The sequence below is a fragment of the Paenibacillus sp. FSL P4-0127 genome, assembly GCF_038007325.1.
Taxonomy (GTDB): Bacteria; Bacillota; Bacilli; order Paenibacillales; family Paenibacillaceae; genus Fontibacillus; species Fontibacillus macerans.
The window spans coordinates 3,551,897-3,566,102 of record NZ_JBBOWY010000001.1 but is presented as its reverse complement, the minus strand read 5'-3'; the positions used below and the strand labels follow the sequence as shown (position 1 = coordinate 3,566,102).

Here is a 14,206-nt window from a genome sequence, read left to right as displayed (position 1 = left end):
TTCAACAAAAAAACATCCTTCTCTGGCGAAGGATGTTTTTCTTTTTACGATTATTGTCCCGTTTCGACAGGGAGCGCGATGTGAAAAACGGTGCCTTTGCCGACGCCGCTTTCGGCGCGGATCGAGCCGTGATGGGCGTCGATGATGTTCTTTACGATGGAGAGGCCGAGTCCCGTTCCCCCGTTCTCTCCGCGCACCCGGGCTTTGTCCGCCTTGTAAAAGCGCTCGAAAATAAACGGCAGATCGTCGCTTGGAATCCCCACCCCGCTGTCCTTAATCGAAATGTGCAGCTCTTTCCCTGGCTCGCCGTCCCGGGTGGCCGCCGAAATGCCGATCGCCCCCCCTTCCGGCGTATGCCGGAAGGCGTTGTCCAGCAGGTTGGTGAGCACCTGCTCCATCCGGTCTTCGTCCGCTTCCAGGCAAAGCGGGCCTTCGCCCAGCTCAAGCTTCAGGTCGATGCCATGCTCTTTGGCCCGGACCATGAACTTGCGGTACACCCGCTCGGCAAGCCCGCGAAAATCAACCGGCCGCTTGTCCATATCGGTATGCCCCGCTTCCATCCGGGCAAGGTCGAGCAGATCATGGACAAGCCGGCCCATTCTCAGCGATTCCTCATGGATCACCCGCGCCAGTTCCGCGCTTTCTTCGGGAGAAGCCGCCATCCCGTCCAGCAAAGCTTCGCTGTACCCCTGCATCATCGACAGCGGCGTGCGGATTTCGTGCGAGACGTTGGCCACAAAATCCCGGCGCATCTTCTCCAGGCGCACCTCTTCGGTAACGTCGCGCAGGACGGCGACCGCGCCGCGGATTTCCCCGTCCGACGACAAGGGGGCCATGTGGACCGACCACACGCCTTTCATGACATGCACGTTCATCCGCTGGTCGCCTTCCCGGTCCAGCACCCGGCGAAACATCTGCAGCAGCGGCTGCGGCGCCAACCTTCCCCCGGCGTCTTGTCCGCCTATTTCGAAGCCGGCGTCTTCTTCATCCAAATCTCCCCACATGCTGAGGATTTGATCCCCCGGCGGGTTCGTCAAGATGACGGCGCCTTCCCGGTCCAGCGTAATGACCGCGTCATTCATGCTGCGCAGCACGCTGGACAAATGCTCCTTCTCGTGCCTGAGGCTGCGGATCGTATTTTCCAACTCTTCCGCCATATGGTTAAACGCGATCGCCAATTCGCCGATTTCGTCGCTCGTTCTCAGCGAAAGACGGGTATCGTATTTACCTTTGCGCACCGAATCGGTAGCCTGAATCAGCTTCTGCATCGGCTGCGTGATTTTTGTGAACAGAAACAACGCAAAAAACGTCGTAAGCGAGAACCCGATCATCGCGACGATGACAAACAGTCTCTTCACGGCTCCGGAATTGGTGAAATTCGTATCGATGTAAGGCAGCAGAAACAACCCCATCAACATCAACACGCAAGCAACGAGGCAGGTTATCGTGATCCAAAGCTTGCCGACCAGCGTTCTCCAGAAATTCACTTACTTCGCGACCTCCAGCTTGTAGCCCACGCCCCATACGGTCGTGATCATCGCGGCGGCTTCCGGCGAAACCTTGTTGAGCTTCTCCCGCAGCCGCTTCACGTGGGTGTCGACCGTCCGCAGGTCGCCGAAAAATTCATAATTCCAAACGTCCTTCAGCAGTTCCTCCCGGGAAAACACTTTATCCGGGGAAACCGCCAAATAATGCAGAAGCTCATATTCTTTAGGCGTCAGGCTGACCTCCTGGCCGCTTGCCGTAACCCGGTGAGCGTCATGCTCGATGACGAGATGAGGAAACACGATATTGTTGCTAGTCCCGCTTTCTTTGGACAAATAGGCTGTCGCCGAGGCCCGGCGCATGATCGCTTTCACCCGGTAAATCACCTCTCTGGGGCTAAACGGCTTGACGACGTAATCGTCGGCGCCCACTTCAAATCCCTGAACCCGGTTGATTTCCTCGCCCTTGGCCGTCAGCATCAGCACCGGCGTCGATTTGATCTGTCTCAGGCGGCTGCAGACTTCGACCCCGTCGATTCCCGGCAGCATAACATCAAGCACGATCAACCCGTAGTCGTTGACCGTCGCTTTTTTCAAAGCCGTTTCGCCATCCTCGGCCTCATCGATTTCGTAGCCTTCTTTTTCCAAATACATTTTAAGCAGCCGGCGGATTCTTTCCTCATCGTCGACTACCAAAATGCGGTTCGTTTCATCTGACATTAACAACAACCCCTTCATCTTCTTACCTATTGCGCGTGAGCTTCCATTTGATGTGCTGCTATTTAATCGGTGCCCGCATAAGAATGCAGGCCGGCGATAACCAGGTTAACCCCTACCAATGTGAACATGACCACGAGGAAGCCCAAAACCGCTAGCCAGGAAGCCCGGCGGCCTTGAAAGCCCCTCGATAAACGAAGGTGCAGATACGCGCTGTAGAACAGCCATGTAATCAGGGCCCATACTTCCTTCGGATCCCAACCCCAAAATCTTCCCCAGGCCTGCTGCGCCCAGATCATCGCAAACACAAGCGCGCCCAGGGTAAAGATCGGAAACCCGATCGCAATCGCCCGATAGCTGATTTCATCCAGATCGTCAGGATCGATGGCCCGCACCGCCGGAGCCAGCGCCTGAGCCAGCGGTTTGCGAAGGAGCGCACGAATCAGTACATAAAGCACCGCTCCCGTTAGTATTGCCCAGATGATCGTGTTCAGCTTGCGTCCGGCATTGGCGCCGTTCATCCAGGAAGGGGCCTCGAACAAAGGCTGCGCCATTCCCAAAAACGGTTTGATTTGCGCAGGTTCGCTATGATACGGTGCTACGATCGGCGGAAGTTGATAAACTTCTTTTCCTATTGTACTATCCCCTTGTACTTGGCTGTCAATCTTTGTCTCATTTTGTATGAACACCGCTTCATATCCGGCGGCCCGGAAAGCGAATACGGAAACAAGAAAGCCCACTACTATCATAATCGAAAAAAACGTAAATTCAATCCACCGTTTTTGCCGGCGCGCGGATTTACCGGATCCTCTAAAGTCGATGACCCGCAGCAAATACATTAATCCGGCGATAAAGCCGACGGCAAAAAAAGATTCTCCCGTAGCCGCCAGCGTGACATGGATATACAACCAAATGGAACGCAGCGAAGGAATCAGCGGCTGAACCTCCTGCGGAAACACGGCGGCATAGGCCATAATGATAATCGCCAGCGGAAGCGCGAATACGCCGAGCAAAATTTTGCGGTAGATCAAAAAGACGACCGTAAAGGCGATCATAATCATCATCGACAAAAACGTCATGAACTCGTACATATTGCTGACCGGCACATGCCCGCTGTAGGCCCAGCGCGTTCCGCAATAGACTAAATGCGAGACGAGGCCCAACGAGGAGGCCGCAAACGAGATGCGGCCCCACTTGTGCTCATGCCGCTTCGGGTCGCGGTTTCTCCACGTTTTCCCGGTCACGGCAACGATGTAAAAAATAAAGGCAGCGCAATACAGGAAAAATGCGATCATAAAAGCTGCCCGGCTGATTTCCAAAAATATCATGGACGTTCCCCCCCGTTTTCCAATGACTTCTCATCCGCATCAATGCCCATCGCTTTCAGGAACGCGGACACTTCGCGGCGCATGCCAAACCAGTTTTTCGTCGTATGGCCGCCCAGCGTCAGCTTGCCGCCGTCCACGCGCAGCCAAATCCGGCGATGCTGCCAGTAGAATCCCAGAACGAGCCCGAGCATGACGATCGCCAGCCCCAGCCAGACAAAGGGCATCGCCCGGTCGACGCGGATGTTCAGGTAACTGGAGGCGCTGATGAAATCGACATCCTCCATCCCGAGGACATCAAGCGTAAGCTTGTTCTGCAAACCGCCCAGCTTCTCGTTGATCGCATCCTGCTGGAAGCGTTCCTTGTCGACCTGTTTCGGGAAGTAAATGTATTGCGCGCCTTCTTTGGGCAAATCCGGACCTTTGACCAAAAATAAAAAGGCCGGCGCGTTCGGCTCCCCGGACAAGGAGACCGGCTGCCCTTGTTCATTCAAGGAAAATTCCATGTATTTGTTCTGAAGCTCCAGCGTGTAAGGCCCCAGCTTAAATTCGCGCTGCGGATTCTTCATCTCCAGCTTGAATTTCCCGTACTGCTCCCCCGTCACCTTGTCCACCAGCACCGGCTGCACGGAGCGCAGCTTCGGCGTCAGATCGAAGTCGAACTGATACGCCTTCAGGCCTTTATAGCTCAGCGGGTCGTTGACCCGGATCGCATGCCGCTCCACTTCCTTGAGCTGCGGCTGCTTCGAGGGATCGTCGCAATCGGCGGTGCATTCGTACAGCACGGCCTGCGTTTCGTACAGCTTCGGGACGATCTTGCCGGTTTTTTTAAAGTCCTCCGACATTTCATCCTCGCTGTAATATTCCACCCTGAATTTTTCGTTCTTCAAATAAAGGTTCGTATCGGGAATCCGGGTGATTTCCCCCTCCGGGAACCAGTAATGTTTGTCCATGTGCAGTCCCGGAAGCCCGCGGAACAATACGGCCAGCAAAAAAACAATCAGCCCGATGTGGATGACATACGGCCCCCAGCGGCTGAACCGCTGTTTTTCGGCCAGCAGCGCATCCCCGTCCGTATGGACGCGGTAATGTTTTTTGCGGAGCGGCTGGACCGCCCGCTGGACCCAGGCCTTGCCGTCCTCGCCGATTTGGCCCTGGTAGACGATTTTTTGCCGGGTCAAAAACTCCGGATGTTTGCGGATCTTCTGTTTTGAAAGCGCTTTGTAAAGCGGCAGCACCCGATCCAGGCTGCAGATGACGAGGGAGGCCCCGATCATCACCAGCAGCAGAATGAACCACCACGATTCGTACGTGTGCGATAAGCCCAATTTGTAGTAAATCTCGCCGATCGTTCCGTATTTATTTTTGTAAAAGGCGGAAGGATCGAAATTGATAAAATTGCTTTCCTGCTCGAAGATCGTGCCGAGGCTGGCGCCGATCAGGGTGATGATGATCAGATAAACCGCGACTTTCACCGAGGAGAAAAAATTCCATATCCGGTCGATGAAATTCGGGTTGGCCCGCTGCGATCTTCTGGCCACGCCGTCGTAGCGCATTTCCAGCAGCTCTCCGGGAGCTCCGTCATCCTGCAGCGGTTTCCCGCAAGATTCGCATAACACGGTGCCGACCCGGTTCTGGTGGCCGCATTCGCATTTTGTATTTTCGATGAACGCCATTTTCCGCCTCCTCTCCTATCAAGGGTTAACCAACTGAGCAATTTGATCGTCGAGGGTGTCAAGATTCAACTCTCCCTGATGGATGGAGGCGATTTTGCCTTTTTTGTCCACAAAAAACGTCGTCGGCATCGGCACGATCCCATAATCGCGCACCGCCTTGTTGTCGCTGTCAAATAAAATAGGAAATCCGGCGCCGGTCTGCTTGACGAAGTTTTCCACGGTCATCTTGTCCTCCCCCGTATTGATCCCGAGGATGACGACGTCCCGATCCTTCCACTTTTCCCACTGGGTCTGCAAGGCGGGCATTTCCTTGACGCAATACGTGCACCAGGTCGCCCAGAAATTGATGACCACCGCTTTGCCTTTGTAATCGCCAAGTGTATGTACGTTGCCATCAAGACCCAGCAGCTTGAACGCCGGAGGCTTCTCTCCTACGACGGGCTTGCCGGAGTCGTCGCCAAACACCGCGTTGCTGATCGCATAACCGCCAAGGATAACGATCAGCATTAAGATCACGATCTGAATCGGCCGTCTTGCCTTTCCCATCGAAAACTTCCTTTCTATGAACATAATCATAAAGCGTTGAACAAATCGTGAACACTCTATGAACATTATAACGAAAATTGCCACAATTTCAGCCTTGGGAAATATGAATATTATGTGACGCGCAAAAGTGCGGTTCGAAATGATCGTGCGGATAGGGGCAGCCGGGTGAAATGTTCTTACGATCGCTGTTGTTCGCGGATTTCTTTGATCATGTAAATTCACAAGCTGTAGAAATCCGCTCACAAAGGCGAACGCTGCCGCTTCTTCAGAATCATTTCACCCTCTTGCCTTTACCGCCGTTTCATTCACGCACTATTTGCGCTTGGGGGAGGTGGGGGAGGCGCTGCGGGCTTGCTTGTAGAGGCCGTCGACCTCTTCTTTGGTCAAGTGGCGGTACAGCCCCCGCTTCAAATTGCCGAGGTACAGATCGCCGAAGGAAATCCGCTTCAGCTTGGACACGGGGTGAGAAATCGCATCGAACATGCGCCGCACCTGACGGTTTCGCCCTTCATGAATCGTGATGGAAATGGTGGCGAACTTCCCTTCCGGATCGACGTCATGGTACTCTACTTCGGCCGGAGCCGTGATGCCGTCCTCAAGCATGATTCCTTTCTTCAACTTTTCCAAATCATCGCCGTGCGGCACCCCTTTGACCGTGGCATGATACGTTTTGGGCACATGGTGTTTCGGATGCGTCAGCAAATGGGCGAATTCCCCGTCATTGGTCAGGAGCAGCAGCCCTTCGGTATCGTAGTCAAGCCGTCCTACCGGATAAACCCGCTCCTTGACGCCTTTTAAATAATCGGTGACGATTTTTCTGCCTTGCGGATCCGCTGCGCTCGTAATAACTCCTTTCGGCTTGTTGAATACGAGATACAGCTTCTTTTCCGCGCCGATCGGTTTGCCGTCCACCGTAATGACGTCGGCGGCCGGGTCCGCCTTGGTGCCCAGCTCCGTGACGGTTTCGCCGTTCACCTGCACCTTGCCGCTCAAAATCAGTTCCTCGCATTTACGGCGGGAAGCCACGCCCGCACCGGCTAATATTTTCTGTAATCTTTCCATGATCAATAGTCACCTCATACACATGATACCCATAGACGCACAAAATCACAATAGCCGCCGCACGTACAGAAAAAAGCCGCCCACAGCGGCTTGGAAAACGCCATGAACGGCCCTGGCTTCATATAATCGTCTAATCATCCGAACAGCACCAAACAAACGGCGATCGCGGCCACAAATCCGACCGCATCGGAAAACAGCCCGACTTTCAAGGCATACCTGCCGTTTTTGATGCCGACCGCGCCGAAATAAACCGTCAGCACATACAGCGTCGTGTCCGTGCTTCCTTGAATCGTCGAGGCGATGCGGCCGATCATCGAATCCGGGCCGTACGTTTTGATCAGATCGGTCGTAAAAGCGAGCGATCCCGTTCCGGTCAACGGCCGCAGGAAACCGAGCGGAAGCACCTCGGGCGGCACGTTCAGCCGCGCAAGCAGCGGCGCCATCCAGCCGACCAGCGCGTCCAGCGCCCCCGAAGCGCGAAACACGCTGATCGCCACCATCATGCCTACGAGGTGAGGGATGATGCCGATCGCGGTGGAGAAACCGTCCTTGGCCCCGTCAACAAATGATTCATAGACAGGCACTTTTTTTAAATAAGCATATAACGGTATAAAAGCGATCATTACCGGCACCGCCCAAGCGGAAACCACGTTAAGCCAATCCAGCAAGCGGCATCACCTCTCCAGCAAAGTCGCAGACGGCGTGGTCGGGGGAGCCTGGGGCGGCGTCCTGCGCAGGCTCCGCCTCCGGTACCAGCGGTCCGCCACAATGGCGGCCGCGGTGGCAATCGCGGTGGCGAGCAAGGTGGAGCCAACGATTTCGGCCGGATTCGCCGAATGGAAATTGATGCGGATCGCGATCAGCGTCGTCGGAATCAGCGTGATGCTCGCGGTGTTCAGCGCCAACAGCGTGCACATCGCCGGCGACGCCGTTTCCTTGTCGGGATTGAGCTGCTGCAGCTCCTGCATCGCCCGGATTCCCATCGGCGTGGCGGCGTTGCCTAGGCCCAGCAAATTAGCGCTCATGTTGGACAAAATGTAGCCCATGGCCGGATGGTTTTTCGGCACGTCCGGGAACAGATAGGCGACCACCGGACCGAGCAGGCGCGAAATCGCCTTGACGAGGCCGGAATCCTCCGCCAGCCGCATGATCCCAAGCCAAAACACCAGTACGCTGATTAGTCCGAAGCAGACAGTAACCCCCGTTGCCGCCCCGTCGAAGGCGGCCTGCGTCACCGTCCCGATTTCCCCTTTGGCCGCCGCAAACGAAAATCCGATCAGAATAAGTGCAAGCCATATTTTATTGACCAAATGGTTTCCCCTCCTCTGCCCAATAAATAATCTTCCCATAGCCTTCCCTGCATGAGGCAGCCGCATTAATCGGCCAGCAACAGGGTTTGGATTACTTTTTTGAACGTTCCGCCCCAGGCTTCCGGGAATTTTACCCGGTTGGGATATGCCCCGGACTCCGCCCATAACGACGTATTTCCCGAATCCTTGGCCCCCCAGGTATCGGCCGTCCGGCCCGGTGTCTGCCCGTCCGTCCCTTGTTCATAAACGGGAACGGCGCCGATTTCTTTGCCGTCCAGCATCACGCTGATTTTTCCCCGATAGCCAAACGAGGCGGCGGCCGGCGAGCTGAGCTTCAGCCTTCTTTCGACTTTCTCCTGTTCCCCTTTGGCCAGCGGGTAACTGAAGCCTGTTCCCGTAATCAAACCGCTTTGTACCGTTTGGCCCTCCTCGATAATTTTCGTCAGCGGAAAATTCGCGAACCCGTAATCGAGCAGCTTCCGGTGATCGTTCCAATCATCCCCGTCGTTTAGCGTGACGACCGCCAGTTGCTGGCCGGCCCGGGTCGCCGAGCTGACAAGGCAGCGTCTGGCGATTTTCGTATACCCGGTTTTCACGCCATCCGCCCCTTCGTAGAAACGGAGCATTTTGTTTTTGTTCAGCCATTTATAGTCCCAAGGGTCGTTCGGATTCGGCGCCTTTTTGCTCGGCGTGCGGACGATTTCCTTAAACTGCGGATTTTTGAGCGCGTAGGCGGTCAGCTTGGCCAAATCGTTCGCCGAAGAGTAGTGGCCTTTCGCATCCAAACCGTGCGGATTTTGAAAATGCGAATGCGCCAGGCCCAGCAATTTGGCTTTTTCGTTCATCAGGTATACGAAGCCTTCCTCGGAGCCGCCGACATGCTCGGCAATCGCCGTGGCGGCGTCGTTGCCCGAACGGAGCATCAGCCCGTACAGCATATTTTCCAGGCTCATCTCTTCGCCCAACCGCAGATACAAAGACGACCCTTCTTTGGCGAAAGCGTTTCTTCCCACGGTGACGGTATCTTCCAGCTTCCCGTGCTCAATGGCGACGATGGCGGTCATGATTTTGGTCAAACTTGCGATCGGCAGCTCCTTGTCCCCTTCAAGGCTGTACAAAATCCGCCCCGATGTCACATCGATCAACGCCGCCGCCTGGGCGTGAATTTGCGGCTCGGCCGCGGAAGGAGCGGCCTGAACCGTCCCGGTCTGCAACAGAAGCGGCAAAATCAGTATCCCCGCCACCTTTCCGCAGAAGCTTCTCAACGCGCGGGATCGTGATAAATTCCTCATCATAGATTCCTCCGGTAATATGTAGCGAGTTCTTGGTTAACTATATGCGGCGGAAAGAGGGAGTATGTCCAAGCTTCCCGCCAAAAAAAGACCCCTCCCGGAGGTCCCGGAAAGGATCGGTCGGTCAGGCGAAAGGATTAACGGCAGGGGCAGGGTTCACATTCGGCTCGTTCATGCCGGCTTGAGCGGTCTGGGGGGCTTGCGCGGCCTGAAAGGTTTGGCCCATCATCATGCCTGCATTTGCGGTGCCGTTGCCCGGAAACATCGATTGGATTTTATCGATGAGCCCCGGAACAGAATCGATGATTCTTTCCACCAGATGGGTTTGGTTGTCCAATGGAACGATATGAACGCCCGCTTTTCCGACGACGAGAAAGGCGATCGGATTAATCGAAACGCCGCCGCCGCTGCCGCCGCCAAACGGATGAAGTCTGCCCCCTTCATGGGAAGCACCGTTTTTTTCGTCCACGTTGAAATCGCTGCCCCCGGCGGCAAATCCGAAACCGACGCGGCTGATCGGCAAAATGACGCCGCCGTCCGCCGTTTGCACCGGCTCGCCTACGATCGTATTGACATCCACCATTTCCTTGATGTTTTCCATCGCCGTTTGCATTAACCCTTGGATAGGATGTTCAGCCATTTTTTCACTCCTCCCTTCACTTTTAACACGCGAACTATAAGTACCAGTCCTGCATATATAGCATAACCGCAGCGAATTTCCGCTATGCAGCTGAGTTCCGTGGTAAATAACGGCTTGCCGCCGAATACAGGAACGACAAACAGCTTGGGTCTTTGTTGTAAAGAGATATGGCGGGTCAACCATCCGACCAGCGTCGATTTAAGTCCCCAAAGCGCTCCCGTTAAGGTCGCCGTATGGGCGGCATCGTCCAGCGCGACGTTTGTGGACCATTCCAATCCTTGAAAAGTAACCCGGCGCAGCGTCTTTTTCAGCCATTTTTTAAACCCCTTCGTCGCCTTTATCATTCGATCCAAATCATCGATCCACGAATTCACCTTATCCTTGTTGACGTCCCGCTTGCTGTCGGACGAATCAAAAATCATGTTTTCGCTTCGCTCCTGCTCAATCTCCAGTCCTTCCCGCCAGTTTTTCAGCAGGATGGAAGGCACCTGATAGTGCATGGATAACAGCCCGTAAAGCATCGTAATATCGAGCTTTATCGTATCGTCATCGTTTACTTTCCGGATGAACAAACGCAGGCGGACTTTGGACATCAAAATCAAAAAAATGATGAGCAGCAGCAGGATCAGGATGCCTCCGAGCCAAATCCACACGGGAAAGCCCTCCATACCTATCAAATAAAATTCTCCATGGTAGTATGCCTTCCCGGACAGGAAAAAATTCGCGAATTAAGAAAAACGCCTGACGGCGTTCTTTAATGGCTCTGACTTCTACATTTGAGCGATTGGAGGGATGGGTACTCCTGGCAAAACAGGCCGTTCAAAAGGTGTAGCCACCTTCCAAACGGCCTGCATTCAAAAATTTTCCTTGGATCCGGCGCCTTCTTCGCCGTCCACGTCGTCGAAGGTCAGCTGCTGCTCCTCCAGCTTTTGAAACAACAGCTGCGTCTCTTCCTCCAGCTGTTCCGGACTTTCGAAATCGGCCAGATCCGGCAAGTCGTCCAGGCTGGCCAGTCCGAAATAATCCAGAAACGCTTTGGTTGTCCCGTACAATATCGGACGGCCGATCGCATCCGCACGTCCTACTTCTTCAATCAGATCCTTATTCACCAAAGTATGGATGGCCCTTTCCGATTTCACGCCGCGGATCTCTTCGATTTCAACCCGTGTAATCGGCTGCCGGTAGGCGATGATCGACAGCGCCTCCAGCGCGGCCTGGGACAAGGAAGAACGGGACGGGGAGTAGGCCAGCCGCTCGAAATAAGGAGCGTGCTCCGGCAGCGTCGCAAGCTGATAATTGCCCGCGATCTGCACGATCTGCAGCCCTCTTTCGGCCCGCTCGAACGACGACTTCATGTCCTCCAGCGCGTCGGCGACGAGTTCCTGCCGCTGCTCGGTTACCTCGGCCAGCTGTTTCAAGCTGAGGCCTTCTTCCCCGGCCAGAAACAGCAACCCCTCAATAATCGATTTCAATTCCTGAAAATCCATCGATGTTTCCTTCCCCTCTCCACTCCATGACAATATCATCAAACAATTTGTTTTGGTAACAAACGATCTGCTTCATCTTCATCAGCTCCAGCACCGCCAAAAAGGTTACGACGATCTCATGCCGGTACATCCCGTCATGCAGCAGCTTCGAAAACAGCAGTCTTCCGCCCCTCCCCAACTCCTGGAGGGCCGACACCACTTCCTTGATCCGGTCCTTGACCGATATTTCATCCCGATGGATTCGCGCTACCGTATTTCGCTTGGCCGCCCGTCTCAGCGCTTTCTGGAACACGGCGATCAAATCGGCGGCGTGCAGTCCTTTGACCGGATTCTCCACCACCTCGGGCATAAACGGAGTTAAATCCTCGGGCTCCTTCGAGAAGATCAGGCTCCGCTCCCATTCGCGCTCGTGCAAATGCCCGGCGACTTCCTTATACTTGCGGTATTCGATGAGCTTGCGGATCAGCTCTTCCCGCGGGTCCTCGTCATCCTCCATCAAATAATCGAAATCATCGTCAAATTCGATTACGGGCGGCTTGGGCAGCAGCATCTTGCTTTTCATCGACAGCAGCGTCGCCGCCATCACCAGGAACTCGCTCGTCACTTCAAGCTCAAGCTCCTGCATGTCTTGTAAATACTCGAGGTACTGATCCGTAATTTCGCTGACGGAAATATCCTGAATGTCGATCTCCGCCTTGTCGATCAAATGCAAAAGCAGATCCAGCGGCCCCTCGAAGGTTTCCAGCTTGTACAATACTGTCGTCAATGAACATCCTCCACCCGTAACCATACATATGTAAATAAGTTTACCTTAAAAATGAAAAAAGTAGTACCCTAACGTCGATTAGAGTACTACATTAAATAAGCACTATTTTAGCTGTTTCGTCAAGTTTGCCATCTCGATCGCCGTTATCGCCGCGTCCCAACCCTTATTCCCGGCTTTGGTGCCGGCGCGTTCGATCGCCTGCTCGATATTTTCCGTCGTCAAAACGCCGAAGATCGTCGGAACGCCGGTTTTCAGGCCAACCGCCGCGACGCCCTTGGCGACTTCGTTGCAGACGTAATCGTAGTGCGAGGTGGAGCCGCGGATAACGGTGCCCAGCGTGATGACCGCGTCGTATTTGCCGCTTTCCGCCAGTTTTTGAGCCGCAAACGGAATTTCAAATGCGCCCGGCACCCAGGCGACGCTGACTTCCTCGTCCTTGGCGCCGTGCCGCTTCAGCGCGTCCAGCGCGCCGGACAGCAGCTTGCTCGTGATAAACTCGTTGAAGCGCCCCACGACGATCGCATATTTTAACCCTTCCGATATTAAATGCCCTTCAAATACGTTTACGTTAGCCATATCGAATCATACCTTTCATTATTGGAATGAAAATCGCTAGCGGTTCGCCCTTCGGCCTGTCAGACCCGGGGCGACTCGTCTTGCTCCAGATCGTCGAACTTCAGCAGGTGGCCAAGCTTCGTCTGCTTCGTATGCAAGTACTTGGCGTTATCGGCGTTTTCCTTCATTTGAATCGGCACCCGCTCGACCACTTCCAGGCCGTATCCCTCCAGGCCTTTGATTTTGCGCGGGTTGTTCGTCAGCAGGCGGATTTTCCGCACGCCCAAATCCTTCAGGATTTGCGCGCCGATCCCATAATCGCGGAGATCGGGCGGAAAACCGAGCTTCAGATTGGCATCGACCGTATCGTAACCTTCTTCCTGCAGCTTATAGGCTTTCAGTTTATTGATCAGCCCGATGCCGCGTCCTTCCTGGCGCATGTACAGCAGCACGCCGTTCCCCGCTTCCTCGATCTGCCGGAGCGCCGCTTCAAACTGCGGGCCGCAATCGCAGCGATGCGAATGGAACACATCGCCGGTCAGACATTCCGAGTGAACGCGGACGAGCACCGGCTCAGTGCTGTTGATTTCGCCTTTAACCAGCGCCACATGTTCTTTCGAATCAACCTCGTTCGTATAAGCGACCGCGCGGAATTCGCCGTAATCGGTGGGCATCCGCACTTCGACTTCGCGGTTGACCAGCTTTTCCTTTTCGTTGCGGTAATGAATCAAGTCTTTGATGCTGATCAGCTTCAGATCAAACGTTTTGGCGATCTCGGCCAAATCCGGAAGTCTGGCCATCGTCCCGTCTTCCTTAATCACCTCGCAGATGACCCCCGCCGGATACGAGCCGCACATGCGGGCCAAATCGACCGCGGCCTCCGTGTGGCCCGCGCGCCGGAGCACGCCGCCTTTTTTGGCGATCAGAGGGAACATATGGCCGGGCCGCCGGAAGTCCGCCGGCTTCGCGTTCGGGTCCATAATCCCTTTGACCGTAAGCGAACGTTCATAGGCGGAAATCCCGGTCGACGTATTTGCATGGTCGATGGACACGGTAAAAGCCGTCCCGTGATAATCGGTATTTTGCGCAACCATCGGCTGCAAATCAAGCTCTTCGGCCCGCTCCTGCGTGATCGGCAGGCAGACGAGTCCGCGCCCTTGCGTGATCATAAAATTGATCACTTCCGGCGTCGCTTTTTCCGCCAGGGCGACGAAGTCCCCTTCGTTCTCCCGGTCTTCATCGTCTACGACGATGATAACTTTGCCTCGCATTAACTCGTAGATCGCATCTTCCACACGGTCCAATCGTATCTCGCTCATGCTTTTTCCCCTCCTGTTTCAACAAAC

The 14,206-nt window shown here is 54.8% G+C and carries 15 protein-coding genes; all 15 read right to left on the bottom strand.

Going from position 1 to position 14,206, the window contains the following annotated elements; genetic code table 11:
• Positions 1-50 precede the first annotated feature (50 nt).
• A complete protein-coding gene (locus NYE74_RS16015; protein ID WP_328271693.1) occupies positions 51-1,487 on the bottom strand; it encodes an ATP-binding protein in 1,437 nt (478 codons plus the stop codon).
• Positions 1,488-2,204: a response regulator transcription factor gene (locus NYE74_RS16010; protein WP_328271694.1), complete on the bottom strand. Its 717-nt coding sequence runs from the start codon at positions 2,202-2,204 to the stop codon at positions 1,488-1,490. It lies immediately after the preceding gene.
• Positions 2,205-2,266: 62 nt separating this feature from the next.
• Positions 2,267-3,529 (bottom strand): c-type cytochrome biogenesis protein CcsB, encoded by a 1,263-nt coding sequence (ccsB, locus tag NYE74_RS16005; protein WP_341004923.1) that lies wholly within the window; start codon positions 3,527-3,529, stop codon positions 2,267-2,269.
• Positions 3,526-5,202, bottom strand: a complete 1,677-nt coding sequence (gene resB, locus NYE74_RS16000) for a cytochrome c biogenesis protein ResB (protein WP_341004921.1) — start codon at positions 5,200-5,202, stop codon at positions 3,526-3,528. The genes ccsB and resB overlap by 4 nt, the downstream gene beginning before the upstream one ends.
• An 18-nt stretch (positions 5,203-5,220) precedes the next feature.
• A complete protein-coding gene (locus NYE74_RS15995; protein WP_341004919.1) occupies positions 5,221-5,748 on the bottom strand; it encodes a redoxin domain-containing protein in 528 nt (175 codons plus the stop codon).
• 312 nt (positions 5,749-6,060) lie between these two features.
• Positions 6,061-6,810: a pseudouridine synthase gene (locus tag NYE74_RS15990; RefSeq protein ID WP_036621885.1), complete on the bottom strand. Its 750-nt coding sequence runs from the start codon at positions 6,808-6,810 to the stop codon at positions 6,061-6,063.
• Between the two features lie 134 nt (positions 6,811-6,944).
• A complete protein-coding gene (locus NYE74_RS15985) occupies positions 6,945-7,478 on the bottom strand; it encodes a spore maturation protein (RefSeq protein ID WP_036621884.1) in 534 nt (177 codons plus the stop codon).
• A 6-nt stretch (positions 7,479-7,484) separates the two neighbouring features.
• Positions 7,485-8,120: a nucleoside recognition domain-containing protein gene (locus NYE74_RS15980; RefSeq protein WP_316561025.1), complete on the bottom strand. Its 636-nt coding sequence runs from the start codon at positions 8,118-8,120 to the stop codon at positions 7,485-7,487.
• A 65-nt stretch (positions 8,121-8,185) separates the two neighbouring features.
• Positions 8,186-9,412 carry a D-alanyl-D-alanine carboxypeptidase family protein gene (locus NYE74_RS15975; RefSeq protein WP_155619863.1) on the bottom strand — a complete coding sequence of 409 codons (1,227 nt, stop codon included), beginning with the start codon at positions 9,410-9,412 and terminating at the stop codon, positions 8,186-8,188.
• Between the two features lie 124 nt (positions 9,413-9,536).
• A complete protein-coding gene (gene ytfJ, locus NYE74_RS15970) occupies positions 9,537-10,052 on the bottom strand; it encodes a GerW family sporulation protein (protein WP_051985382.1) in 516 nt (171 codons plus the stop codon).
• Positions 10,025-10,705: a DUF2953 domain-containing protein gene (locus NYE74_RS15965; protein WP_124332652.1), complete on the bottom strand. Its 681-nt coding sequence runs from the start codon at positions 10,703-10,705 to the stop codon at positions 10,025-10,027. The genes ytfJ and NYE74_RS15965 overlap by 28 nt, the downstream gene beginning before the upstream one ends.
• Positions 10,706-10,906: 201 nt before the next feature.
• Positions 10,907-11,539, bottom strand: coding sequence for an SMC-Scp complex subunit ScpB (gene scpB / locus NYE74_RS15960; RefSeq protein WP_124332651.1), 633 nt, complete (start codon positions 11,537-11,539; stop codon positions 10,907-10,909).
• Positions 11,508-12,329, bottom strand: a complete 822-nt coding sequence (locus tag NYE74_RS15955) for a segregation and condensation protein A (RefSeq protein WP_124332650.1) — start codon at positions 12,327-12,329, stop codon at positions 11,508-11,510. Before NYE74_RS15955 ends, scpB begins: the two co-directional genes overlap by 32 nt.
• A 78-nt stretch (positions 12,330-12,407) precedes the next feature.
• Positions 12,408-12,881, bottom strand: a complete 474-nt coding sequence (gene ribH, locus NYE74_RS15950) for a 6,7-dimethyl-8-ribityllumazine synthase (RefSeq protein ID WP_124332649.1) — start codon at positions 12,879-12,881, stop codon at positions 12,408-12,410.
• A 59-nt stretch (positions 12,882-12,940) separates the two neighbouring features.
• The gene (locus NYE74_RS15945) at positions 12,941-14,179 is read right to left on the bottom strand and encodes a bifunctional 3,4-dihydroxy-2-butanone-4-phosphate synthase/GTP cyclohydrolase II (protein WP_036621875.1); all 1,239 of its coding nucleotides are present in this window, start codon (positions 14,177-14,179) and stop codon (positions 12,941-12,943) included.
• Positions 14,180-14,206: the final 27 nt, after the last annotated feature.

Coding starts and splice junctions, on each gene's coding strand:
- NYE74_RS16010 (WP_328271694.1), bottom strand. CDS start 2,204: ATGTCAGATGAAACGAACCGCATTTTGGTAGTCGACGATGAGGAAAGA.
- ccsB (WP_341004923.1), bottom strand. CDS start 3,529: ATGATATTTTTGGAAATCAGCCGGGCAGCTTTTATGATCGCATTTTTC.
- resB (WP_341004921.1), bottom strand. CDS start 5,202: ATGGCGTTCATCGAAAATACAAAATGCGAATGCGGCCACCAGAACCGG.
- NYE74_RS15995 (WP_341004919.1), bottom strand. CDS start 5,748: ATGGGAAAGGCAAGACGGCCGATTCAGATCGTGATCTTAATGCTGATC.
- NYE74_RS15990 (WP_036621885.1), bottom strand. CDS start 6,810: ATGGAAAGATTACAGAAAATATTAGCCGGTGCGGGCGTGGCTTCCCGC.
- NYE74_RS15975 (WP_155619863.1), bottom strand. CDS start 9,412: ATGAGGAATTTATCACGATCCCGCGCGTTGAGAAGCTTCTGCGGAAAG.
- ytfJ (WP_051985382.1), bottom strand. CDS start 10,052: ATGGCTGAACATCCTATCCAAGGGTTAATGCAAACGGCGATGGAAAAC.
- scpB (WP_124332651.1), bottom strand. CDS start 11,539: ATGGATTTTCAGGAATTGAAATCGATTATTGAGGGGTTGCTGTTTCTG.
- NYE74_RS15955 (WP_124332650.1), bottom strand. CDS start 12,329: ATGGTTACGGGTGGAGGATGTTCATTGACGACAGTATTGTACAAGCTG.
- ribH (WP_124332649.1), bottom strand. CDS start 12,881: ATGGCTAACGTAAACGTATTTGAAGGGCATTTAATATCGGAAGGGTTA.
- NYE74_RS15945 (WP_036621875.1), bottom strand. CDS start 14,179: ATGAGCGAGATACGATTGGACCGTGTGGAAGATGCGATCTACGAGTTA.